This window comes from Amphritea atlantica, assembly GCF_018860855.1.
GTDB lineage: Bacteria > Pseudomonadota > Gammaproteobacteria > Pseudomonadales > Balneatricaceae > Amphritea > Amphritea atlantica_A.
In genome coordinates, this window is sequence record NZ_JAHKQE010000028.1 from 157531 (window position 1) to 181833 (window position 24303).

A 24303-nucleotide genomic window follows, 5' to 3' on the forward strand; every position below is an offset into this window, starting at 1 on the left:
TCTGCATTTTTGCACTGCTTCTCTTTGTTAACTGAGGTTAGCGCACTGATTGTTATAAGCGCTTAAACTGCCGCTATGATGCATGCAGGGTATAGCTTTTAATGACGATGCCCCATCCTTACTTCGTGAGATCTATATCTATCCCCGTGTAACCCCGCGACTCCACTTTGATTCTGACCCTATCCCTTTTGGCTAGCTGCGCAGTGTTGTTGACAAGGTAGAGTGTTTGCTCTACTTTGCAGGTAGAATAACTATTCTACTTATGAGATCGTCATGCTTAAAACGCAAATCGCAGCCCGTCTTGAAGCGGCATTTAGTCAATACGGTTTTGCCGAACCGAGTGTTGCGCAGTTAAAAGCGGCCTGTCAGGTCAGCCTGCGCACTCTGTATAAACATTACCCCTCGAAAGAGACGATGGTGGTGGCGGCATTGGATTATCGTCATCGACGTTATTTGGCATTTCTCTCACAGGAGCATCCGCCAGTGGGTGTTGAGTCGATTATCTATATTTTTAACCGGCTAGAGCAGTGGATGGCGGAGTATGCGCCGCACGGTTGTTTGTCTATGAATGCCATCGCCGCCTTTCCCGATAATCTGCAGATCAACGTGGCGGTGCAAGCGCATAAGACGGCGGTACGTCAGTTTTTGGCTGAGCAAAGCCTGCGGGATGATCTAGCGACGGCTATTTTTATCTTACATGAAGGGGTCTCTAGCGCTTGGCCTGTCTTAGGTCGGGATGCGGTAACGGCGGCCCAACAGGTGCTATTAACACTTTTTAACGAGGAGCAATGATGACTATACCAACAACGATGCAGGGTATTCAGCTAATCGGTCACGGTGGTTCAGAGATGCTGCAATTAAATGAAGCGATCGCTGTACCAACGCCCTCAGCGAATGAGGTATTGATTCAGGTGGCCGCTGCAGGGGTTAATAATACCGATATCAACACGCGGATTGGTTGGTATTCAAAGCATACCGATGGTGCTGAGACATCTTCTAATGGGATATCCGCTGAGGATGCCAGTTGGACAGGGAGCGCCTTACGCTTTCCGCTGATTCAGGGGGCGGATGTGTGCGGAACCATCGTTGCTGTCGGTGAGCGGGTTGACGCCCAGCGTATTGGTGAGCGTGTGTTGATTGAACCTTGCCTTAGAGAGGTTGATGGCCAATTATTAGATCAGCCTTGGTATTACGGTTCTGAATGCGATGGTGGATTTGCACAGTATACGACGGTAGCGGCTAGGCATGCCTATGCGGTTAATAGTAAGTTGACGGATATCGAGCTGGCCTCTTTTCCATGTTCCTATTCCACCGCCGAAAATATGCTGACCCGCGCTAAGGTTGTGGCACAAGACAGGGTATTGATATCCGGTGCCTCGGGTGGTGTTGGCTCGGCGGCGGTGCAGTTGGCTAAAGCGCGTGGTGCCTATGTCATCGCCATTACTAGCCCGAGTAAAAGTAAACAGTTATTAGCGTTGGGTGCCGATGAGGTCATTCCTCGGGATGCTGATTTAGTCGAGGCTTTGTCTGAAAACAGTGTTGATGTTGTGATTGATCTCGTGGCGGGGGAGCAGTGGCCACAATTCTTACAATTGCTAAAGCCGGGTGGTCGTTATGCGGTATCGGGCGCGATTGGTGGACCTTTAGTCGAGCTGGATGTGAGAACACTGTATCTGAAAGATTTAACTTTAATGGGCTGCACAGTGCTTGGCGAAGAGGTATTCCATAACCTCGTGCAGCGTATTGAACGGGGAGAGATTAAACCCATCGTGGCGCAAACCTTCCCCTTGGCGCAGATCGTCGCAGCCCAAACGTTGTTTTTGCAAAAACAGCACGTAGGTAAGATCGTGTTAACGCTAGCATCTTAATACGAGGTACTTTATAGAGGGCACGGAGATAAATGCTTTTTAATCAGCACTTATATAAACCCTTAGGTCAGTTCTTGTATAAGCATTTAGATACGCACTTAGATAAGTTCTTAGATAAGCACTTATAGAAGCACTTAGATAAGCCCAGACGGCAATTTGCCATCCATTGGCGCTGATGGACTATCTTGGCGTTTAAGCGGGCTCATCTGAGCGTACATACTGACAAGTAGGGAATCAGTGTTCTTTGCCGATGAGTCGCAGCCTGAGTGGGGCTTGCCTGAAGCCGTTGCAACAACGGTTTAATCCGGTAGAATCTGCGCTCATAATATCCATCATTGCGAACCATACAATTCGCATCTGCCATTATTTAGGAGTCGCTTGTGGAACTCGCATGTCTTGACCTAGAAGGTGTATTGATCCCTGAGATTTGGATCGCTTTCGCAGAAGAAACCGGAATCGAAGAGCTTAAAGCGACTACCCGCGATATTCCTGATTATGATGTGCTGATGAAACAGCGCCTGCGAATTTTGGATGAGCACGGCCTGACCCTGCCACAGATTCAAGCCACTATCGATCGTCTGTCGCCGTTGGAAGGTGCCCGTGAATTTATCGATTGGCTGCGTGAACGTTTTCAGGTGGTGATTCTGTCGGATACGTTCTATGAGTTTGCCGCCCCTTTGATGAAGCAACTGGGTTATCCAACACTGTTGTGTCATAAGTTAGAGGTGGATGAGACTGGGCGGATTACCGATTATACCCTGCGACAAAAAGACCCTAAGCGTCAGTCTGTCCGTGCATTTCAGTTACTGAACTATCGGGTAATAGCCGCCGGTGATTCATACAATGACACCACCATGCTAACCCAAGCAGAAGCGGGGGTTCTGTTTCATGCGCCGCAGAATGTCATCGATGAGTTTCCGCAGTTCCCTGCGGTACAGACCTTTGATGACCTTAAAAAAGAGTTTATCAAAGCCAGTAACCGCGATTTGACGTTGTAATCTTAGCGGCTAGCCAGACAACGCGTTCGCCTGATTGAAGGTGTACTCGGCAGGCTAGCACAATCATAAGGAGAGCGCTGAGGCGCTCTTTTGCCTTTGTTGGTGCGATGCGACTAGATAAATTTATCTGTAAAAGTAGCGAATATTCGTTGCCCGAGGCGTTAGCGTTAATCGAGCAGCGACGGCTTGTGGTCAATGATCAGGTTGTCACTGAGGCGTCCCATCAGGTACACCAAAACAATGTTGTCACGTTGGATGCTCAACGTTTAATACCGCGGCCGTTCCGTTATTTTTTATTGCATAAACCGATCGATATGATCTGTTCAAATATCGATGAGCAGTATCCGTCTGTGTTTAACCTTTTGACGGTTAATCGCCCAAGTGAGCTGCATATCGCTGGCCGTTTGGATGCCGATACCACCGGCTTGGTACTGATTACCGATGATGGGCATTGGTCTTATAGACTCACATCGCCTAAACATCAGTGTGAAAAAGTGTATAAAGTAGAGCTAACGCGGCCGCTGTCTGCTGATGCAGCGCAACGCTTTCAGTCTGGCATTTTGCTGCAAGGAGAGGCCGCACTAACGCGACCGGCGAGGTTGCAGGTCATTGATCCTTACTATGTGTATCTAACCCTCACTGAGGGGCGCTTTCATCAGGTTAAGCGGATGTTTGCCGCGATCGGTAATCGGGTGAAGGCGTTACATCGTCAGCAGATTGGTAGCCTATCGTTGGATGTGAAGCTGGGTGATTGGCGCAGCTTAACGACAGCAGAAGTTAAATCCTTGGCAGGGGATAATGAGAGCCAGAGTATAGCGATTACCGATGCCGCTAATCCGACTAACACACCTTATTCGTAGAGTTATAGATTGAGACCATGACGAGAAAAACATTAAGTTTAAAGGTTAAAAAAGATAGCGCCGCGGATAAAGTAAGCGATGATCCGTTTGAGGCTGACCCGCAAAAGCGTTTTTTAAATGGGGTGGCGATTCATCCGACTCCCTGTATTCGCCTTGAAGCCGGTTCTTCAGAATTATCTATGCGGGCCATGGATTTGATCACGCCCATCGGTATGGGGCAGCGAGGGTTGGTGGTTGCACCACCAGGCTCGGGTAAATCGACGCTGCTAAAGCATATTTGCCAATCAGTCGGGACGGCCTATCCTGAGATCAAACTTTATGCGTTATTGATTGATGAGCGGCCAGAAGAGGTTACCGACTTTAAGCGCAGTGTGACCGCCGAAGTGCATGCCTCATCGTCGGATGAAAGTTATGCTCAGCATGTGCGCGTGGCGAATGAGTTGCTGAATAAGGCGCGTCGGGAAGCCGGTGAGGGTCATGATGTGATGATCGTCATTGACTCACTCACCCGGCTGTCTCGGGTTCATAATGCCGAGCAAAAAAGTAGTGGTCGTACGATGTCGGGCGGCGTCGATGCGCGCGCATTAGAAATACCGCGTAAGCTATTCGGTGCCGCGAGAAAAATCGAAAACGGTGGTTCACTGACGATTTTGGCAACCATCCTCGTGGATACCGGTAGTCGGATGGATCAGGTCATCTTTGAAGAGTTCAAAGGCACCGGTAATATGGAAGTCGTTTTGTCGCGGGAGATTGCCAATTATCGTATTTTCCCCGCGCTGGATATTGCTAAAAGTAGCACCCGTCGAGAAGAGCTGCTGTTGGATGCGAAAGACATCGCTAAGATTCGCACGTTGCGCCGCTCACTGACCAACCTTAAACCGATTGAAGGGGCGAGACGCTTAGTTGAGCTATTGGAAACATACCCAACCAATGCCGAGCTTTTAAATGCAATGGTGACGGATTAGCACTGACGTGATCGTTACCCAAAAATGAGAAAGAGCGCGAAGGAGCTCTTTTTTTGTCGAAGGCTTTAGGAAAAGCTTTAGAAAGGATAGGCACTTTTTGGTTTTGTCTAATCACGTAGATGGGAAGCACGCCTCTGTGGTTTATTAACAATTGGCAACTTTAGTATGTAATTTTGGCTAGGTCATACATCTTTTTGGGGGGCAATCAGAAAATGTCCCCCCTCAACTCAATAAATAACGACAGAGTAGAAGCCGTTATTCAACCATCCTGAACTGCCCACCAGAGTTGGTGCAGGCCTGCTTTACTTGCTCTGGCTCGGAGCCGTAAAGATAATCATGCGTCTTAGTTTTCCCGATGGCACTCTGGTGGCTGCAAATGGCCTGTCGGGAAGTATGATCACAGCTGGCTATTACCTTGTTTGTGCCCTGGGAGCACTGGCTCCTGAACTGATCAGCTTTCGTCCGGCTGTAAAGTGTATAATCGATGCAAATGAATGAACCAGGATCATAGCAACTTAACTGGAATATGCCTTTATCGCCTTTATCGTCCGCTGATATGGTTTGCCCTTGCCCAGCCGGTGCAAGCTTCTGTTTCAGCGTATTAAGGTTCTGGCCGTCTCCGCCGACGAGTACATCCTTTGCAAAGGCATTGCCTATATCCACTTTCTTTGTATCTGAAATCCCCGCGCTACCGATCACTGCCAACCCGGCCCCCAAAGCAATAAGCTTGCCAAAATCCGGAGTCGAACTATCTTCACCATCATGAATCAACTTGTCACCGGAATAAATTCTAGTGAAATTCCGAACCCGGTCTCCTATTTCGGCCATTGATCGTACCCTGAAAGCCCCTTCACGCTTATTGTTAATGTAGGTTCCGGTGTAGCTCTCATTGAAGTAGTGTTGGCTGACATGGGCACCGTATACCTGTCCGTGAAATTTACCTTCCTTCCAATATCCAACTGACAGCTCGTCGATGCTATTAGTCCAGGCTCCGGGCCCATTCAGCGTTCCATCAACATAATTACCTATCCAGGTATTCCAGACCTTTCCGTCATCGAAAGGTTTAAGTAGCTGCCTAGCGCCAAAGCCCTCAAAAGTCCCATTTTTGTACTCACCAATAGATCTGACGATCATAAGGTTAGTGTAGCCCCAGATGTTTATGCCAAAACCGTTTATTTCCCCGTCTTTAAAATCACCGTATCGGTGCCATTGGTAACCATCCTTTCTTACTGTAGTCGTCAACAGGCGAGCAGTGCGATCCTTACTGGGGACTTCTCCCATCTGAATAAGCTTCATGTTATCTTCAAGGAGCATAGTGAACACACCCTCAATCATTACCCCCTGATCAAAACGCCCGACAAAATGTGCGCTCAGTTTTTCATCAACGGCTTCACCAATCCCGTGAGCCAGCCCATCGAAACATTCGCCTTGCACGAAGCGCCAGTCAAACTGATCCTTATTCACTTCGTCAGTTACTGCATAAGCACCATTATCTACCAGGTCACACCCCCTCACTGAACCGATATGAGGGTAACGGGCTGCCACCGCTGCATCATACCCAGCACGGGCTAGATTTATCATCTCCATCATAGTTTGTTTGTTAAAACGGTCTTGGAAATAACTGATGATGGCCTCATTGCGTGGGTCAAAGACAAGGTGGTAGGGAGCATCATGCTTCCTTTCGGCCATGGCAATGGAGCGAATTTTTTCCTCAAGATTTTTAAGTTCAGGTTCAACTATAAAGGGGTTAGCCCCTTGCTTCTGAAGGTCGGAAACAAAGTTTTCACGAGTGGTGGAACATCCGCACATTAGTAGTGATGTCATCGATATTAGAGTTATTACATTAATTTTTGACATATTTCCTCCGCTAAAACTACGTCGTCTGTGTCACGATACTTTCATCTCGGACTAGTCTGCCCAGAAGCTGATCCGCACGCCTGAATTAGGCATTCGAGCTATAAGTTTCAACGGATAGAAAAAAATTATACCTTTATCTGGCTTTATATCTCAAGAATTACAGGCACAACAGGTTTAGATAGGTATTTCGCCGCCTGGAGGGGTGTGTGATGTCATTACACTTGATCGACATTTTCAGACAACTAACTTGAAGTTGAAACTTTAGAGGATTAGAAAGGCTCTCTGGGTGTAACATTAGTGGACCTTTGAATAAACCGCTCCTGCGGCTAGTAACATTAGTATCCGTCCATAATTCGGCTTGGTTAGGGCATATTTTTACGACTAGGCGATGGTGGTTATAGGCATCACGGCGTAGGCACAAACATCGATAGCGACAAGACCGTTGATCTATAGCTATCTTGGTTGCTGTTCGATCATCAGTACAAAGTAGGCATTATCTATTATGATGAAGTGCTCAAATTGAAAAGACTGCTGCTTAAAGCATCAGTCTTTTGTTTCATGCAGCTAGGAGCCGCTTCTGTTCTATGGCTTTTGTAATCGTTTGTTTATTCTCGCTCAACCCCAGATATGTTTGTTGGGTCTGTTTTCGCCTTTTTCGCCAGGTGATTTTTTACTGGGTGCTTTCACTCGAGCTCTTGAGGGTTTGCTCGACGGCGTTTTAGGCATCGGTGGTTTACTGGTGCGAACAAAATTTAACACCGAGACTGGTACCTCTTTTCTCACGGCAAAACCATCAATCTCTTTACGCTCAATAATCTGGTCAAGTCGGCTTTCAATGGCACAAAGGTTTTTAAAATCGCCCATGGCAACAAAAGAGATTGCTTCACCCGTGGCGCCGGCACGACCGGTACGGCCAATACGGTGGATGTAATCTTCCGGCTTGAAAGGCAGGTCGTAATTCACAACGCGGCTGAGTTCACCAATATCCAAACCCCGAGCGGCAACACCGGTGGCCACTAAGTATTTAAGCTTACCCGATTTAAAATCCGCCAGAATTTTCTCACGCATCGCTTGGCTTCGATCACCATGGATAGCTTCCGCGACAATACCGCGCTTCGCCAATTGAACCACCAGTTTAGCCGCTGCGTGTTTCTTCTCAATAAAAATTAGCGCCTGATCCCACTGCTGTTCATTAATCAGGTGGCTCAGCAATGCGGATTTGGTGTCTTTATCGACCGTAATTAACCACTGATTAATGGTGGTGGCCGCTTTAGTTTTGGGTGAAACCGATATCTCAACGGCAGGGCTGGCGACTTTGCTATCGGTGAAGCGGTCGGCGATATCGCGAACATCGTCACTCATGGTGGCTGAAAATAGCAGGTTTTGGCGGGCTTCAGGCAAGCGGTCGATAATCTTATTGATATCCCCGACAAAGCCCATATCGACCATGCGGTCGGCTTCATCTAGCACCAATACTTCCAGTTCATCAAAATGCAGCGCCCGTTGGTGGGCCAGATCAAGCAGGCGGCCTGTGGTCGCCACTAAAATATCCACCCCTTCAATCAGCCGCTCTTTTTGTGGCTCGGGATCCACTCCACCATACACCGCCATCGAGGTGAGGTTCAGGTGGCGACTGTATTGCGCAACATTGTCCGCCACCTGAATAGCTAATTCCCGTGTTGGCGTAATAATCAGTGCGCGGATGCGTTTACCCCGCAGGGTACGTTCTTGATTAAAGCGCTCCAGTATCGGCAGAACAAAGGCTGCGGTTTTGCCGGTGCCGGTTTGGGCGGTGGCAATCAGATCTTTACCAGACAGAATGATCGGAATCGCTTGCTTCTGGATCGGTGTAGGGGTGGTATAACCCAGTTCGTTAATGGCGTGTAGAATCGGATCGGATAATCCAAGGTTTGAAAATGGCATAGAGGTTCGGATAGCTCGGCAAAGGAGAGTAGAGCGCAGTATAGCTTAAAAGCATGAAGGCTGGTGCGAGTTGTTAGATGTGGCTTCGTCACATGCTAGAGCGTCGCAGTGCTACTCACTAGAAAAATAACCGTTGTCGTCATGCTGGGACAATTGCGATAGCGTTAAATCCAGTGGGTTACTGGCGTAGCCGTATTGTAGTCTGTGACGTTGATCGGTCTGTGTCGCTCGAATAGGCATTTATCGGCTAGGCACTTAATCGACCCTGTATATAGCATTGTGTAACAAACCAACACTTTGTATAGCAATGTAACCACTAGCCAGCAATGCAGCGACGCCTAGCCACTGCGTTTACCAATCGTCTCTTCCAACGGCCACAATAGGTTGTTCACCTTATCGTAAGTCTCTTGATATTCGTCGGCGATTTCTGAATCGGCGACGATACCACCGCCGGCCCAACAATGTATTTCACCCTGTTGGCAAACCAGTGTGCGGATGGTGATACTGGTGTCGATCTGCCCAGAAAAGCTGAGGTAGCCGATGGAGCCGCAATAGATTGAGCGGCGGTGGGGTTCGAGTTCTTCGATGATTTCCATGGCGCGAATTTTCGGGGCGCCGGTAATTGAGCCGCCGGGGAAACTCTGCGCTAACAGGTCTATCGGTGTTTTGTTACTGGCGAGTTTGCCGGTGATGGTGCTGACGAGGTGATGCACGTTGGCATAGGACTCGACGGCAAAGAGTTTAGGCACGCGGACACTGCCGTGTTCGCATACTTTACTCACATCGTTGCGCATCAGATCGACGATCATCAAATTCTCTGAACGATCTTTCTCACTGTCATGCAAGGCCAGTTTAAGCTGTGCATCGAGGGCGGGATTGTTACCCCGTGGTCGGGTGCCTTTAATGGGTTTGGTTGTGACTCGTGCGTTACGCACCTCAAGAAACTGCTCCGGCGAATGGGATAGGATCGCGCCGTTGGCGGTTTCGATATAGGCCGAATAGGGTGTTGGTGCATGTTCTCTTAAACGCTTATAGGCATTCCAAGGATCGCCTTGGTAACGGCTACTGAAGCGCTGAGCAAAGTTCACCTGATAGCAATCACCCGAATGAATATAATCGTTTATCCGCGTCAGTGAGGCGTGGTACTCCGCTTCGCTCATATTACTGCTGAAGGGCGTGCTAAGCCGGAAGTCGTCGGCTTGCACTACCGATTTATCGTTGAGTTGCTGCAGAATTGTGGCTGCCTCGGCCTCATTCACCAGCGGCGTGCTCATTAAGACCGCTGTTTGTAGTTCATGGTCGACGATGACCGCCCAGCCATAAATGCCGACCTGCATATCGGGTAGATCGATATCGCTGATTGTTTGTTCTGGCAATGATTCTAAGCTGCGCCCTAGATCATAGGCGAAATAGCCAAGTAGCCCTCCACAAAAGGGTAGTGCTTTGATCTCTGTTTGTTGAGGGGAAGGGCAGCTTATCTGATAGTGATTAAACAGATTTTGTAGATGTGTAAAGGGGTTGCCACTCAGTTGCTGTTTTGTTGTCGGGGTACTGATATGGGTTAATTGATCTTGATAGCTTAACTGGGCTGCGGGATCGGCAGCGATAATGTCATAGCGACCATATTGGCCTGCGGGTTTGCCACTATCAAGAATAACCGGCGCCGGTAGGTGGCGGATACGTTCGAAATAGAGGGTTGAGTTAGCTAGATAGGAGAGTGGAAAAAGTCTGTACACCCGAAGAGCCTTTATACTGACCGGTCTTCAGCTAAAACCGGCGGTTGTTATGTCAGCGACTCGCTATTATTGTGTCGCCGTATAGTTAAACCTAAGCCATTAGACTCAGGCATTAAGACGGTGAGTCCCCGACATGTCAGGTCAGTGGTTGATATCGATTGTAACGGGACGTGGTGATGAAAGCGAGATGCACAGGTTTTTTTGTCAGTCGCAGGCATTATGAGCGACAACAGGATATTATTCATATTTTTCATAGCACTTATTACCGCATAGCCAAGAGCAGTTAGATAGAACGATGATGAAGCACCCGTATAAGATCAGTTCGCAGCAATTTAATCTTCCCGATCAACAGATCAGTTATCAGCTATACCGCAAAGCGTATGAGGGTAAGCCGCGTCGTTTGGTCATGTTGCACGGTGCCGGTGTGGCCGGTCAAGATACCTGGGCCGCCATCGCGATGCTGGTGAATCAGTGGGATGAAATCTTGATACCTGATCAGCGTGGTACGGGCAACACCCGTTACCCCAATGGCGAAGAGTATGCATTTACCGTGACTGAGCTGGTAAATGATATTGGGTCACTGGTGGATCACCTTGGGTGGTGGCAGTTTGATTTAGCGGGTTACTCGATGGGCGGCATGGTGGCCTTAATCTATAAGCAGCGTTATCACGATCGAGTACAGAAACAGTATTTGTTAGAAGCAGCGGTATTGGATCGGCCTAGCTGGGAATCAACGGTTGATCTACGCCATCAGTTTAGTGCGGCAGCAGAGCAGCTTAAACAAGATCAGGCGGAAACCGGTATTAAAGCCTTTTTAGATACCATTTCACCGAACCGAAAAATCACGCCACAGGCTGAGTTGTTGACAATCCAGCGCCTTGGCGCTCGTCCGATAGGTTTTGCCAACGCTTTGAACTGTGTGACCGAAACGATTAATTCGATTGATCGAGAGGCATTAGTCGCTGCCCAAGGCGATGTAACCAGTTTTATCGGGGGTCAGAGTGTTGATCTGATGCATCAGTATCAGCGGGATTTGGCTGAGCGACTGCCTAATTGGCACTATTTTATGGTACCCGGTACGGATCATTCGTTGCCTTTTCAGAAGCCTCGTCAAATAGCGCGGATCATGGACGCTGAGTTACTCCGTTTTCTGGCCTGATTCACACTTATCAACTAGACTGAAAGCCTCGTTATACGGGGCTTTTTTATGTCTGATTGTTACCTAGGACATACCCCTATACTTTTGTAGTATGTTGACAGTTTCGCCGTTAATATTGTTGACGCTAGGATTTCAGGTCTGTATTGTTACCGAATTCACGAGATTGTCGACAATCCAATAAGAAGGTTGTAATGGCAGAAATTATAGAATTAACCGATAGCACAACTGAAGTGCGGACTCTGGCAGACAGAGTCAGCGGCCAGTTGATCACTGCGATTGTACGTGGTGACATCCCGCCAGGCCAGAAGATCAGCGAGCCTGAATTAGCGCGTACTTACGGCATCAGCCGTGGGCCTTTGCGGGAAGCGATTCGTCAACTTGAAGGGCTGCGGTTAGTGGTTCGGATTCCCCATGTCGGGGCGCGCGTTGTCTCACTGACACCTGAAGAGTTGGTTGAAATCTATCGTATTCGTGAAGCACTCGAAGGCATGGCTTGCCGACTGGCGGCGGATAATATGTCGACAGATGAGATTAACAGCCTGCGCGAGTTGCTCTATCAGCACGAAAAAAATATTCAAGAGATCGATGGTCGAGCCTACTTTCAGAAAGAGGGCGACCTTGATTTTCACTATCGGATTGTTCAATCCAGCAAAAATACTAAGCTATTTGAACTACTCGGTGGCGAGCTTTATCACCTGGTACGTATGTACCGTTATCAATTCAGCGTTTCTAAATCACGTCCACAGCGCGCCCTTAAAGAACACCATCGTATCCTTGATGCGATAGAAGAGAGGGATGGAGAGCTAGCGGAGCTGCTGATGCGCCGACATATCGGTCGGGCACGCCGCAACATTGAAGAACGTCTGAATCCAGCGAACAAAGAAGAGAGGGAGTAACCCATGAGCAAACTGACCGCAGGCGGACGTTTCCGCAAAGCACTTGAAGAGACTAATCCACTACAGATCGTCGGTACTGTTAACGCTTATCACGCCATGATGGCTGAGCGTGTTGGTCATCGTGCGGTTTATCTGTCCGGTGGTGGTATCGCCAACGCATCTTACGGTCTGCCTGATTTGGGTATGACTACGATGAATGATGTGTTGGAAGATGTCCGTCGGGTCTCTAGTGCTGTAGAAACGCCGTTGATCGTTGATATCGATACCGGTTGGGGCGGGGCGTTTAATATTGCCCGGACGATTAAAGAGACGATTAAAGCCGGTGCCGCGGGTTGCCACCTTGAAGATCAGGTAGCGCAGAAGCGTTGTGGTCACCGTCCGAATAAAGAGATCGTATCGACTGAAGAGATGGTCGATCGTATTAAAGCGGCGGCTGATGCTAAAACCGATGACGACTTCTTCCTGATTGCTCGTACCGATGCGTTCCAAATGGAAGGTTTGAATGCCGCTGTTGACCGTGCGCAGGCTTGTTTAGAGGCGGGTGCCGATGCGATTTTTGCTGAAGCGGTACATACCTTGGATGATTACAAAGCCTTTGCTGATGGTATCAAGGGTGCGAACTTGTTGGCCAATATCACTGAGTTTGGTGCTACACCACTGTTCAACAAAACAGAACTGGCTGAAAACGGCGTGAACATGGTGCTCTATCCACTGTCTGCGTTCCGTGCGGCTAACCAAGCAGCGTTGAATGTGTTTGAAGCGATTCTGCGTGACGGTGATCAGAAAGCAGTTATTGATACTATGCAGACACGTATGGATCTGTATGACTTCTTGAACTATCACGACTTTGAACAGAAGCTAGATGCGCTGTTTAAAGAAGGCAAAAACAAGTAATCAGCCCTAGAGCTGAACCCGGTCCATGACCGGGTTATGTTGACATAATCAAAGCAATAATACTGTAACGGGTCGCCATGACTATCTGGCCCGGAAGCAGAAAGGAGAGATAGGATGGCAGAAGCTAAGAAACTGAGTGGTGCGGGTTTGCGTGGTCAGTCCGCAGGTGAAACGGCACTCTGTACTGTAGGCCAATCAGGCGCAGGCTTGACTTACCGTGGCTATGATATCAAAGAGCTGGCAGCTAAAGCCCAGTTTGAAGAAGTGGCTTACTTGCTACTGTACGGCAAATTGCCGAACCAAGGTGAGTTAGATGCCTATAAAGCACGACTGAAAGGTATGCGCGCTCTGCCTGACGCACTGAAAGCTGTGTTGGAACAGATTCCGGCTGATGCTCATCCTATGGATGTTATGCGCACGGGTTGTTCAATGCTGGGCAACTTAGAAACGGAAATGAGCTTTGCCGAGCAACACGATCATATTGATCGGATGCTGGCGGTCTTCCCGGGCATGATCAACTACTGGTACAACTATAGCCACCACGGTAAACGTATCAATGTTGAGACCGATGCGGATTCGATCGGTGAACAGTTCCTCTGGACGCTGCACGACAAAAAACCTGCACCACTGCATGTTGATGTGATGCATGCCTCTCTGATTGTTTATGCTGAGCACGAATTTAACGCATCAACCTTCACTGCAAGGGTTTGTGCCTCAACCCTGTCTGATATTCATAGCTGTATTACGGCGGCCATTGGTTCGTTACGTGGACCACTGCATGGTGGTGCTAACGAAGCGGCTATGGCAATGATTCAGAACTGGCACTCTCCTGAAGAAGCCGAAGCTGAAATTATGGCGATGCTGGCGCGTAAAGATAAGATTATGGGCTTTGGCCATGCGATCTATCGTGAATCAGATCCACGTAATGCGATCATTAAAGAGTGGTCTAAGAAACTTTCAGAGCACGCCGGTGATGAATCGTTATACGCCGTGTCTGAACGAGTTGAAGCGGTGATGTGGCGCGAGAAAAAACTGTTCTGTAACGCTGACTTCTTCCACGCGTCTGCCTATAACTTTATGGGTATTCCGACAGAACTCTTTACACCTATCTTTGTTTGTTCACGGGCCTCTGGCTGGGCCGCTCATGTGATGGAACAGCGGGCGAATAACCGTATCATCCGCCCATCAGCAGATTACACGGGCCCAGAAAGTGCTGAGTGGGTCGATATTGCTGATCGCGCATAACGCTATTCACTTTACTCGCTAGCTCTATTAGATAGCTCTATTAGGTAGCTCTATTAGATAGTTCTTTAAGTAAGGCAGGAGGGGAAGATTCCCCTCCTCGCTGACGATAATATTTTCAATACAGGTGTTATATGAACACTGAATACCGTAAACACTTAGCCGGCACCGACTTAGATTACTTTGACACCCGTGCGGCTGTCGATGCAATCAAGCCTGGGGCTTATGCAACACTGCCATACACCTCTAGAGTGTTGGCTGAGCAACTCGTACGACGTTGTGACCCTAAAGCGCTAACCGACTCGTTAAAACAGCTGATTGAGCGTAAACAAGATCTCGATTTTCCTTGGTATCCCGCCCGTGTTGTTTGTCATGATATTCTTGGCCAAACAGCGTTGGTTGACCTTGCAGGTCTGCGTGATGCGATTGCTGAGCAGGGCGGCGACCCTTCAAAAGTAAACCCAGTCGTCCCAACGCAGTTGATTGTTGACCACTCGCTGGCAGTTGAAGCGCCGGGTTTTGATCCGGATGCCTTTGAGAAAAACCGCGCGATTGAAGATCGCCGTAACGATGATCGTTTCCACTTTATTGAATGGTGTAAAACGGCGTTCGATAATGTTGATGTGATCCCTGCCGGTAACGGCATCATGCACCAGATCAATCTAGAGAAGATGTCTCCGGTGATTCAGTCCCGTGATGGCGTTGCTTTTCCTGATACCTGTGTGGGTACGGATAGTCATACTCCACATGTTGATTCACTGGGTGTTATCGCCATCGGTGTTGGTGGCTTAGAAGCCGAAACCGTGATGCTTGGCCGTCCATCGATGATGCGTCTACCGGATATTATCGGTGTTAAATTGATCGGTAAACGTCAGCCTGGTATTACCGCCACTGATGTCGTGCTGGCGATCACTGAGTTCCTGCGTAACGAAAAAGTCGTTTCTGCTTATCTGGAATTCTTCGGTGAGGGCGCTAAAGACCTGACCATCGGTGACCGGGCAACGATCTCCAATATGACACCCGAATTCGGTGCTTCTGCCGGTATGTTCTATATCGATGAGCAGACCATCGATTATCTAAAACTGACTGGCCGTGAACCTGAACAGGTGGCATTGGTTGAACAGTATGCGAAAGAAACCGGCCTATGGGCGGATGATCTGGTTGATGCTGAATATGGTCGAGTGCTGGAATTTGATCTGTCGAGCGTGTGCCGTAACATGGCTGGGCCTTCTAACCCACACCGTCGTCTGCCAACCTCTGATCTAGAATCGCGCGGTATTGCGGTTCACCTTGATGAAGCGCTGGAAGAGGAAGCTGAAGGGCTGATGCCCGATGGCGCGGTTATTATCGCGGCGATCACTTCCTGTACAAATACCTCGAACCCTCGCAACGTGGTTGCAGCAGGCTTGATCGCCCGTCGTGCGAACGAGCTAGGCTTGGTGCGTAAACCTTGGGTTAAAACCTCTTTTGCGCCGGGCTCTAAAGTGGCCAAGCTCTATCTTGAAGAAGCGGGTTTGCTGTCCGAGATGGAAAAACTGGGCTTTGGTATTGTTGGCTATGCTTGTACGACCTGTAATGGTATGAGTGGTGCGCTTGATCCTAAGATTCAGCAAGAGATTATCGAACGTGATCTGTATACCACGGCGGTTCTGTCAGGTAACCGTAACTTTGATGGCCGTATCCATCCTTTCGCTAAGCAAGCGTTCCTGGCGTCACCGCCGTTAGTGGTTGCCTACGCGATTGCGGGTACTATTCGGTTTGATATCGAAAAAGATGTACTGGGTACCGATAAAGAGGGCAACCCGGTTACGCTGAAAGATATCTGGCCGAGCGATGAAGAGATCGATGAGATTGTTAAGCGCTGTGTGAAGCCTGAACAGTTTAAACAGGTTTACATCCCGATGTTCGATCTGGGTAAGGTCGAAAAATCGATCAGCCCTCTGTATAACTGGCGTCCACAGACCACCTACATTCGTCGACCTCCTTATTGGGAAGGTGCATTAGCCGGTGAGCGTACGATGAAAGGAATGGTGCCACTCGCGGTGCTAGGTGACAACATCACCACCGATCATCTGTCGCCATCGAACGCGATTCAGGCATCCAGTGCGGCCGGTGAATACTGTGCCAAAATGGGCTTGCCGGAAGAAGATTTCAACTCCTATGCGACACACCGAGGCGATCACCTCACAGCGCAGCGGGCGACCTTTGCTAACCCTAAGCTGTTGAACGAAATGTGCCGCGATGAAAACGGTGAAGTGAAACAGGGTTCGTTAACACGTATCGAACCGGAAGGCACTGAAAGCCGTATGTGGGAAGCCATTGAGACCTACATGGAACGCAAACAACCGCTGATCATTATCGCCGGTGCAGACTATGGTCAGGGTTCTTCCCGTGACTGGGCTGCGAAAGGTGTACGGCTGGCGGGTGTTGAAACTATCGTTGCTGAAGGTTTTGAACGTATTCACCGTACCAATCTCGTGGGTATGGGCGTATTACCACTGCAGTTTAAAGCTGGAGAAAACCGCAATACTTACGGTATTGATGGTACTGAGACCTATGATGTTGTCGGTGAGATCAGCCCACGCTGTGATCTAACCGTGGTCATGACACGTCGCAATGGCGAAGTGGTTGAGATTCCGGTGACTTGTCGTCTGGATACTGCAGAAGAGGTACATGTGTACGGTGCCGGTGGTGTACTGCAATGTTTTGCACAGGAATTTTTAGAAGCTAATAACTAGGTCGAGCTGGTTATGTAGGGCCGGACAGTGTTTTCTGTCAGGCCCTATTTTTAAATAGCAGAGTTTTTAATCAGTTTATTGCCACGTTATATGTAGGCGACAATCTCATTAAGTACTTTCTGAATAAGAGCATCATCAATGCGTGATGTTTAGAGACACAGGAATATAGCTATGACATTTGCTCCCCAGATTAAAATTCCCGCCACCTATATCCGTGGCGGTACCAGTAAAGGTGTTTTTTTCCGTCGTCAGGACTTACCTGAAGCGGCTCAGGTGCCGGGTGAAGCGCGGGATAAGATTCTGTTACGGGTGATTGGTAGTCCTGATCCTTATGGCCAGCAGATCGATGGGATGGGGGGCGCAACCTCGAGTACCAGCAAAACCGTGATTTTGGATAAGAGTGAACAGCCAGATCATGATGTTGATTATCTGTTTGGTCAGGTCGCGATTAATAAAGCCTTTGTTGATTGGTCGGGCAACTGCGGCAACCTTACCGCCGCAGTGGGTGCGTTTGCGATTAGCAATGGCCTAGTCGATGCTGCGCGTATCCCGGACAACGGTATCTGCGTCGTGCGTATCTGGCAGAAAAATATTAAAAAAACCATTATTGCCCATGTACCGATCACCAACGGTGAAGTACAGGAAACCGGCGATTTTGAACTCGATGGTGTGACTTTTCCTGCGGCAGAAGTGGTGATCGAATTTATGGACCCCGCCGATGGTGAAGGCTCTATGTTCCCAACCGGTAATTTGGTGGATGATCTTGAAGTGCCGGGCATTGGCTCTTTTAAGGCAACCATGATTAATGCGGGTATCCCAACGATCTTCCTGAATGCGGCGGATATTGATTATACCGGTACAGAGCTGCAAAAAGATCTTAACTCAGATGCCGCGGCGTTAGCGCGTTTTGAAACTATCCGTGCCTATGGTGCGGTCAAAATGGGGCTGATCAGTGATATTAGCGAAGCGGTTGCCCGCCAGCATACGCCTAAGGTTGCCTTTGTAGCGCCTGCGACCGATTACACGGCCTCCAGCGGTAAACAGATTTCAGCGTCTGATATTGATGTCTGTGTGCGTGCTTTGTCGATGGGTAAACTGCATCACGCCATGATGGGCACAGCATCGGTAGCGATCGCTACTGCAGCCGCTGTTCCGGGTACCTTAGTGAATCTTGCGGCCGGTGGTGGTGAACGCGAAGCCGTCACTTTTGGACACCCTTCTGGTACGTTGCGAGTAGGTGCGGCGGCAGAGCAGAAAGCCAATGGCGACTGGACCGCGAAAAAAGCAGTAATGAGCCGCAGTGCTCGCGTCTTGATGGAAGGTTTTGTGCGCATTCCAGGTGATAGCTTCTAACTGTCTGATAGATTATGAGTAGCGCCGGTAGCGATAAATGCTGCAGGGGTTACTGCGATGTCGAAGTGGCAGTCAGACGTTCGGGCCTCCCTATCAAGGATCGTGCGTTTCACTTCACGCTTAGGCTCTACATTATTGTGTAGAGCCTTTTTTTGGTTTTATCGCCCTCATCTGTTTTACTCTTCCTCCCTTTTTACCTGATTTATTTCCCCTCTTATCTTATTACTTTCTGTCGGGCAGCCTTTGCAAGTGCGGTCTACAGCCGTGCTTTAGTCTGTATTTTCCTAAGGGCTGTCGTTGGTGACCTTTAATGATCAATATATCTGTAACAGTAGGGGTGGCAAGTGATTAACCGGTTTGGATAAGTGCTGGATAGATCGTTGCCCGTTAATGCCTTTACGATGATCTGCAGCGCCCATCGCGTGGCGGTTTAGATGAGTTGGAACGTAATTTGCTGAAACAAGAGGATTAATAATAACGAGAGACGGTACGAACAGTTCCTTACGCTTTAGCATTTCCTCTGGGCAGGGGATGAGTAGATCGCGCATTGGACTCTTTGGACCTTCCAAAAGGCGAGCCTGCTGACGGAGATAACCGAAATGCCTCAATCAATAGAAACCTTCTATGAAGTAATGCGACGCCAAGGGATCACGCGTCGTAGTTTTCTGAAGTACTGTAGTCTCACGGCTGCTGCATTAGGGTTGGGGCCTGCGTTTGCGCCTCGTATTGCTCATGCGATGGAAACGAAAGAGCGAACCCCGGTTATCTGGGTACATGGTTTGGAGTGTACCTGCTGTTCTGAGTCCTTTATCCGTTCTGCACACCCTCTGGTAAAAGATGTGGTGCTGTCGATGATCTCTCTCGATTACGATGACACACTGATGGCCGCGGCTGGGCATCAAGCCGAAGCGGCGTTGGAAGAGACGATTCAAAAGTATAAGGGCAAATATATTCTCGCTGTTGAAGGTAATCCACCGCTAAATGAAGACGGTATGTTCTGCATTATCGGTGGTAAGCCATTCCTCGATCAGCTCAAACATGCGGCTAAAGATGCCGCCGCCGTGATTGCTTGGGGTTCCTGTGCTTCTTGGGGTTGTGTGCAGGCTGCTCGGCCAAATCCAACGCAGGCTGTTCCTATTCATAAAGTGATTACCGATAAACCGATTATCAAAGTGCCGGGCTGTCCGCCAATAGCCGAGGTGATGACTGGGGTTATCACCTATATGCTGACCTTTGGTCGTTTGCCAGAACTCGATCGTCAGGGTCGTCCTAAGATGTTTTATAGTCAGCGGATTCACGATAAATGCTATCGGCGTCCGCACTTTGATGCTGGCCAGTTTGTTGAGCATTGGGACGATGAGAGTGCTCGCAAAGGCTATTGCCTTTATAAGGTCGGCTGTAAAGGGCCAACCACCTACAACGCTTGCTCAACGGTGCGCTGGAACGAAGGCACCTCCTTCCCGATTCAGGCTGGTCATGGTTGTATCGGTTGTTCTGAAGATGGTTTCTGGGATAAAGGCTCATTCTATGACCGCCTGACCAATATTCCCCAGTTTGGTATTGAGAAAAATGCCGATGAGATCGGTATGACAGTCGCCGGCGGTGTGGGCGCGGCGGTTGCAGCACATGCAGCGGTGAGTGCTATTAAACGGGCGCAGCATAAGGGAGATCAAGAATAATGAATACGCCGATGAATACCAAAGACCTTGATAATTCCGGTCGTCGTATTGTGGTCGACCCCGTCACGCGAATTGAAGGGCATATGCGTTGCGAGGTTAACGTTGATGACAATAATATTATTCGTAATGCGGTCTCCACTGGGACTATGTGGCGTGGCTTAGAAGTGATTCTTAAGGGCCGTGATCCCCGTGATGCTTGGGCCTTTGTTGAACGAATCTGTGGGGTTTGTACGGGCACCCATGCGCTGACATCGGTGCGGGCGGTTGAAGATGCCTTGGGTATTCAGATTCCACTGAATGCTCACCTGATTCGTCACCTGATGGATAAAACCCTGCAGGCCCATGATCATATTGTGCATTTTTATCACCTGCATGCGCTCGATTGGATTAACCCCGTGAATGCACTTAAGGCAGATCCTGTGGGTACCTCTGAGCTGCAAAAAATGGTTTCGCCACATCATCCAAAATCCAGCCCCGGTTATTTTAAAGATGTGCAGACACGGCTGAAGAAATTTGTCGAGACGGGGCAGTTAGGTCTATTTGCTAATGGGTATTGGGATAATCCCGCTTATAAGCTGCCAGCGGAAGCTGATTTGATGGCTGTGGCTCACTATCTTGAAGCCTTGGATATGCAAAAAGAGATTGTCAAAATTCATACGATCTTTGGTGGTAAAAATCCACACCCTAACTTTATGGTGGGTGGGGTTGCCTGCGCCATTAATATCGATGGGGTTGGCGCATCCGGTGCGCCGGTGAATATGACCTCACTGAACTTTGTGTTGCAGCGTATCAAAGAGGCACAGGCGTTCACCGATAATGTCTATCTGCCAGATGTGTTGGCCATTGCGGGTCTCTATAAAGATTGGTTGTATGGTGGCGGGCTGGCGTCTAAAAATGTACTGGCTTACGGAACCTATCAGAAAGTGCCGTATGACCCCACAAGTAACTTGCTTCCCGGCGGTGCGATTATTAATGGTAACTGGGACGAAGTACATGAAGTCGATGTGCGCGATCCTGAGCAGATTAAAGAGTTCGTTGATCACTCTTGGTATACCTACGAGGGCGATAAAAAAGGTTTACACCCTTGGGATGGTGAAACTGAGCCTAAGTTTGAGTTGGGGCCAAACACTGTGGGCAGCCGCACCAATATTAAAGAGATCGATGAAGGGGCTAAATACTCTTGGATTAAAGCGCCGCGTTGGCGAGGCCATGCGATGGAAGTTGGGCCGTTGGCGCGCTACATCATTGCTTATGCATCGGGTAATGACTATGTGCAGGACCAAGTGGATCGAGCGCTCGGAACCTTTAATCAGAATACCGGTTTGGCATTGACGGTAAAACAATTTTTACCATCGACACTTGGCCGAACGCTGGCACGAGCTATGGAGTGCAAGCTGTGTGTTGATACGATGATCGATGACTGGCATCAGTTAGTTGGCAATATCAAGAATGGTGATAGCTCGACGGCCAATGTTGAAAAATGGGATCCGGCGAGCTGGCCAAAAGAGGCGATCGGGGTGGGGACTAACGAAGCGCCACGGGGTGCGTTAGGTCACTGGATTAAGATTAAAGATGGCAAGATCGAAAACTATCAGGCGATTGTGCCAACCACTTGGAATGGTTCACCGCGGGATGGTGAGGGTAACATCGGGGCATTTGAAGCCGCCTTGATGAATACGCCGATGGAGCGTCCGGATGAACCGGTCGAAATTTTGCGGACGCTGCACAGTTTCGATCCCTGTTTGGCCTGTTCGACTCATGTGATGTCTGAAGATGGCCAAGAGTTGACTAAGGTCAAAATCCGTTAAGACGAGCTCCATGGATGTTGCCTAGCAGCATCCATGTTGGAGGTATGCTATGGAAACAATCAAACAGAGAACGCAGACGGCAGTGTATGTGTATGAGGCGCCGTTGCGGTTATGGCATTGGATTACAGTGCTGTCGATTATCGTATTGTGTATTACCGGTTATTTCATCGGATCGCCACTGCCTACCATGCCGGGCGAGGCCAGTGATCACTTTCTGATGGGGTATATTCGCTTTGCGCATTTTGCCGCCGGTTATGTCGTTGCGGTAGGGTTTTTGGGCCGCATCTACTGGGCTTTTGTTGGCAACAGTCATTCCCGTGAGCTGTTTCTAGTGCCTTTTTTTAATAAGAAATGGTGGCTAGAGGTGCTGTATGAAGTGCGTTGGTATCTGTTTTTAGAGAAAACACCGAAGAAATATATTGGACATAATCCTTTGGGGCAGCTGTCGATGTTCTGCTTTTTTGTTATCGGTATCACCTTTATGATCATTACTGGCTTTGCACTCTACGCTGAAGGGTTAGGGCGGGGTAGTTGGGCCGATACACTGTTTGGCTGGGTGATTCCTTTGATGGGCCAGAGTCAGGATGCGCATACTTGGCATCATCTCGGCATGTGGTATCTCGTCATCTTTATCATGATGCATGTCTATGTTGCGATTCGAGAAGATATTATGTCGCGACAGAGTCTGATTTCGACCATGATTGGCGGCTGGCGCATGTTTAAAGATGATCGTCCCGATTGATCATTGCGTTGGGTGGATTGCTTAGCAAGGATCACTTGCAAAGAAAGTAAACGGATCAGTGAATCTGCCGGAGCCATGCTTCGGCATTTTTTTGATTGAAGGTAGGTATAGATGCAACGCTTACGGTTTTACGGACGTCGACCCGAACACCCCGGTGGCTTTTTGGATCGCTGTTATCTCACTCCGCTGAATATAAGTCAGTCAAAACTCGCTAAAGAGTTAGGCATCTCGCGGCGCCGAGTAAATGAAATTGTAAACGGTCAGCGGGCAATTACGGCGGATACCGCGTTACGGTTAGCGCAATTTTTTCATACCTCTCCGATGTTTTGGTTAGAAAAGCAGCAATTATGGGAGCTATATCAGGTGGGGCGGGAATCAACCTAATTGATCTGATCATCTGGATGTGAAACTGGTAACTAACTTTCCACTTTATTAAACCCTGCAAGCTGTAACCCCCTCTGTAACACCCTCTATATGGCCTATCGTCGAAATCTGCTGAGTTGGCACAAAGCTTGTAAACATGATTATAAGCGAGAACATAACCGGTTAAGAGGTGATAGGTCGCATGGCGGGATCTCAATCAGAACTTAGAGCAAACAGTGGGGCAGTCAATTCAGCGGATCAGACGCAACCTTTGCGGGCGATCATTCTGGGTATTGGTAACCTACTTTGGGCCGATGAAGGCTTTGGCATAAGGGCAGTGGAAAGCCTACACGCTCGTTATCAGTTTCCTGACAATGTTGAAGTGATGGACGGCGGCACTCAAGGTATCTACCTAGTGCAGCATGTCCAGCGTTGTGATCTGCTGGTGGTGTTTGATGCAATAGATTACGGCTTAGCGCCGGGCACCATGAAGGTGATTCAGGGTGATGATGTGCCTAAATACATGGGGGTGAAAAAGATGAGTCTCCATCAGACCGGTTTTCAAGAAGTACTCGCGATGGCGGAGTTTACCGGTCACTATCCGCAGCACCTGATCTTGATCGGGGTGCAACCGGTAGAGCTTGAAGATTTTGGCGGCAGCTTACGACCAGCCGTTCAGGCGCAGGTCGCACCCGCTATTAGCGTGGCGCTTGAATATCTACACACCTTTGGCATCCATCCTCAGCTCCGAGATCAGCCCTTACCTCCTCAGGAGCAACTTGCTCCAACCGAGCTGCAGCAACATCGTTATGAAGCAGGGCGTCCATCTGAAGTTGATGCCTGTCGTCTCGGTGATGAACGGTTTCTGAATGATACCACCGATGAGCGTAACAACTGATGTGTATTGGTATCCCCATGCAGGTGGTCAGCTGCAACGGATTATTGGCGCGATGTGAAGCGGACGGAGAACAACAAACCGTTGATCTGAGCTTGGTTGGTGAACTGCCCGTGGGGAGTTGGGTATTGGTATTCCTAGGCTCGGCTAGAGAACAGCTGACGGCAGAGCAGGCAAAAGAAACCGTTGATGCGGTGAACGCTCTTCGCAGTGTTATGCGAGGTGAAAGCGTTGATTTAGATTCGCTGTTTGCTGATCTCGTCGACAGGAAACCTCAATTACCACCACACTTGCGCACGTACACGGACAAATTAGAGGAGTCATAAA

20 protein-coding genes are annotated in these 24303 nt (G+C 49.0%); 17 read left to right on the forward strand and 3 right to left on the reverse strand.

Going from position 1 to position 24303, the window contains the following annotated elements; genetic code table 11:
* The first annotated feature begins 273 nt into the window (after window positions 1-273).
* From KO512_RS13010 to rho, 5 genes are all read left to right on the forward strand, one after another.
* Window positions 274-792 (forward strand): TetR/AcrR family transcriptional regulator, encoded by a 519-nt coding sequence (locus KO512_RS13010; RefSeq protein ID WP_215952790.1) that lies wholly within the window; start codon window positions 274-276, stop codon window positions 790-792.
* On the forward strand, window positions 792-1868 hold the full coding sequence (locus KO512_RS13015; protein WP_354667746.1) for an alcohol dehydrogenase family protein: 1077 nt from the start codon (window positions 792-794) through the stop codon (window positions 1866-1868). Before KO512_RS13010 ends, KO512_RS13015 begins: the two co-directional genes overlap by 1 nt.
* 380 nt (window positions 1869-2248) lie before the next feature.
* Window positions 2249-2866 carry a bifunctional phosphoserine phosphatase/homoserine phosphotransferase ThrH gene (thrH, locus tag KO512_RS13020; RefSeq protein WP_215952792.1) on the forward strand — a complete coding sequence of 206 codons (618 nt, stop codon included), beginning with the start codon at window positions 2249-2251 and terminating at the stop codon, window positions 2864-2866.
* Between the two features lie 107 nt (window positions 2867-2973).
* Entirely contained in the window at window positions 2974-3726 is a 753-nt protein-coding gene (locus KO512_RS13025) for a pseudouridine synthase (protein ID WP_215952793.1), read from the forward strand.
* Window positions 3727-3743: 17 nt separating this feature from the next.
* Entirely contained in the window at window positions 3744-4691 is a 948-nt protein-coding gene (gene rho, locus KO512_RS13030; protein ID WP_215952794.1) for a transcription termination factor Rho, read from the forward strand.
* A 255-nt stretch (window positions 4692-4946) separates the two neighbouring features.
* Here rho and KO512_RS13035 read toward each other — a convergent pair whose 3' ends face one another.
* The 3 genes from KO512_RS13035 to pabB form a co-directional block, all read right to left on the reverse strand.
* Window positions 4947-6548, reverse strand: coding sequence for a hypothetical protein (locus tag KO512_RS13035; RefSeq protein WP_215952795.1), 1602 nt, complete (start codon window positions 6546-6548; stop codon window positions 4947-4949).
* A 615-nt stretch (window positions 6549-7163) separates the two neighbouring features.
* On the reverse strand, window positions 7164-8471 hold the full coding sequence (locus KO512_RS13040; protein ID WP_215952796.1) for a DEAD/DEAH box helicase: 1308 nt from the start codon (window positions 8469-8471) through the stop codon (window positions 7164-7166).
* A gap of 338 nt (window positions 8472-8809) precedes the next feature.
* Window positions 8810-10207: an aminodeoxychorismate synthase component I gene (gene pabB, locus KO512_RS13045; protein ID WP_215952797.1), complete on the reverse strand. Its 1398-nt coding sequence runs from the start codon at window positions 10205-10207 to the stop codon at window positions 8810-8812.
* A 295-nt stretch (window positions 10208-10502) separates the two neighbouring features.
* On the opposite strand from pabB, the gene KO512_RS13050 reads away from it, so the two are divergent.
* From KO512_RS13050 to KO512_RS13105, 12 genes are all read left to right on the forward strand, one after another.
* Entirely contained in the window at window positions 10503-11366 is an 864-nt protein-coding gene (locus tag KO512_RS13050) for an alpha/beta fold hydrolase (protein ID WP_215952798.1), read from the forward strand.
* Window positions 11367-11557: 191 nt separating this feature from the next.
* On the forward strand, window positions 11558-12262 hold the full coding sequence (locus KO512_RS13055) for a GntR family transcriptional regulator (RefSeq protein WP_215952799.1): 705 nt from the start codon (window positions 11558-11560) through the stop codon (window positions 12260-12262).
* A gap of 3 nt (window positions 12263-12265) precedes the next feature.
* Window positions 12266-13156: a methylisocitrate lyase gene (gene prpB, locus KO512_RS13060; RefSeq protein WP_215952800.1), complete on the forward strand. Its 891-nt coding sequence runs from the start codon at window positions 12266-12268 to the stop codon at window positions 13154-13156.
* A 114-nt stretch (window positions 13157-13270) separates the two neighbouring features.
* Complete coding sequence (gene prpC, locus KO512_RS13065; RefSeq protein WP_215952801.1) at window positions 13271-14401, forward strand: bifunctional 2-methylcitrate synthase/citrate synthase; 1131 nt, start codon at window positions 13271-13273, stop codon at window positions 14399-14401.
* A gap of 131 nt (window positions 14402-14532) precedes the next feature.
* Complete coding sequence (gene acnD, locus KO512_RS13070) at window positions 14533-17136, forward strand: Fe/S-dependent 2-methylisocitrate dehydratase AcnD (RefSeq protein ID WP_215952802.1); 2604 nt, start codon at window positions 14533-14535, stop codon at window positions 17134-17136.
* A 171-nt stretch (window positions 17137-17307) separates the two neighbouring features.
* Window positions 17308-18489 (forward strand): 2-methylaconitate cis-trans isomerase PrpF, encoded by a 1182-nt coding sequence (gene prpF, locus KO512_RS13075; protein WP_215952803.1) that lies wholly within the window; start codon window positions 17308-17310, stop codon window positions 18487-18489.
* A gap of 599 nt (window positions 18490-19088) precedes the next feature.
* Window positions 19089-20168 (forward strand): hydrogenase small subunit, encoded by a 1080-nt coding sequence (locus KO512_RS13080; RefSeq protein WP_215952804.1) that lies wholly within the window; start codon window positions 19089-19091, stop codon window positions 20166-20168.
* Window positions 20169-20179: 11 nt separating this feature from the next.
* The gene (locus tag KO512_RS13085; RefSeq protein WP_252735009.1) at window positions 20180-21976 is read left to right on the forward strand and encodes a nickel-dependent hydrogenase large subunit; all 1797 of its coding nucleotides are present in this window, start codon (window positions 20180-20182) and stop codon (window positions 21974-21976) included.
* A 49-nt stretch (window positions 21977-22025) separates the two neighbouring features.
* Complete coding sequence (gene cybH, locus KO512_RS13090) at window positions 22026-22718, forward strand: Ni/Fe-hydrogenase, b-type cytochrome subunit (protein WP_215952806.1); 693 nt, start codon at window positions 22026-22028, stop codon at window positions 22716-22718.
* Window positions 22719-22829: 111 nt separating this feature from the next.
* Complete coding sequence (locus KO512_RS13095; RefSeq protein WP_215952807.1) at window positions 22830-23102, forward strand: HigA family addiction module antitoxin; 273 nt, start codon at window positions 22830-22832, stop codon at window positions 23100-23102.
* Window positions 23103-23283: 181 nt separating this feature from the next.
* A complete protein-coding gene (locus tag KO512_RS13100) occupies window positions 23284-23979 on the forward strand; it encodes a HyaD/HybD family hydrogenase maturation endopeptidase (RefSeq protein WP_215952808.1) in 696 nt (231 codons plus the stop codon).
* Entirely contained in the window at window positions 23979-24302 is a 324-nt protein-coding gene (locus tag KO512_RS13105; protein ID WP_215952809.1) for a HypC/HybG/HupF family hydrogenase formation chaperone, read from the forward strand. Before KO512_RS13100 ends, KO512_RS13105 begins: the two co-directional genes overlap by 1 nt.
* Window position 24303: the final 1 nt, after the last annotated feature.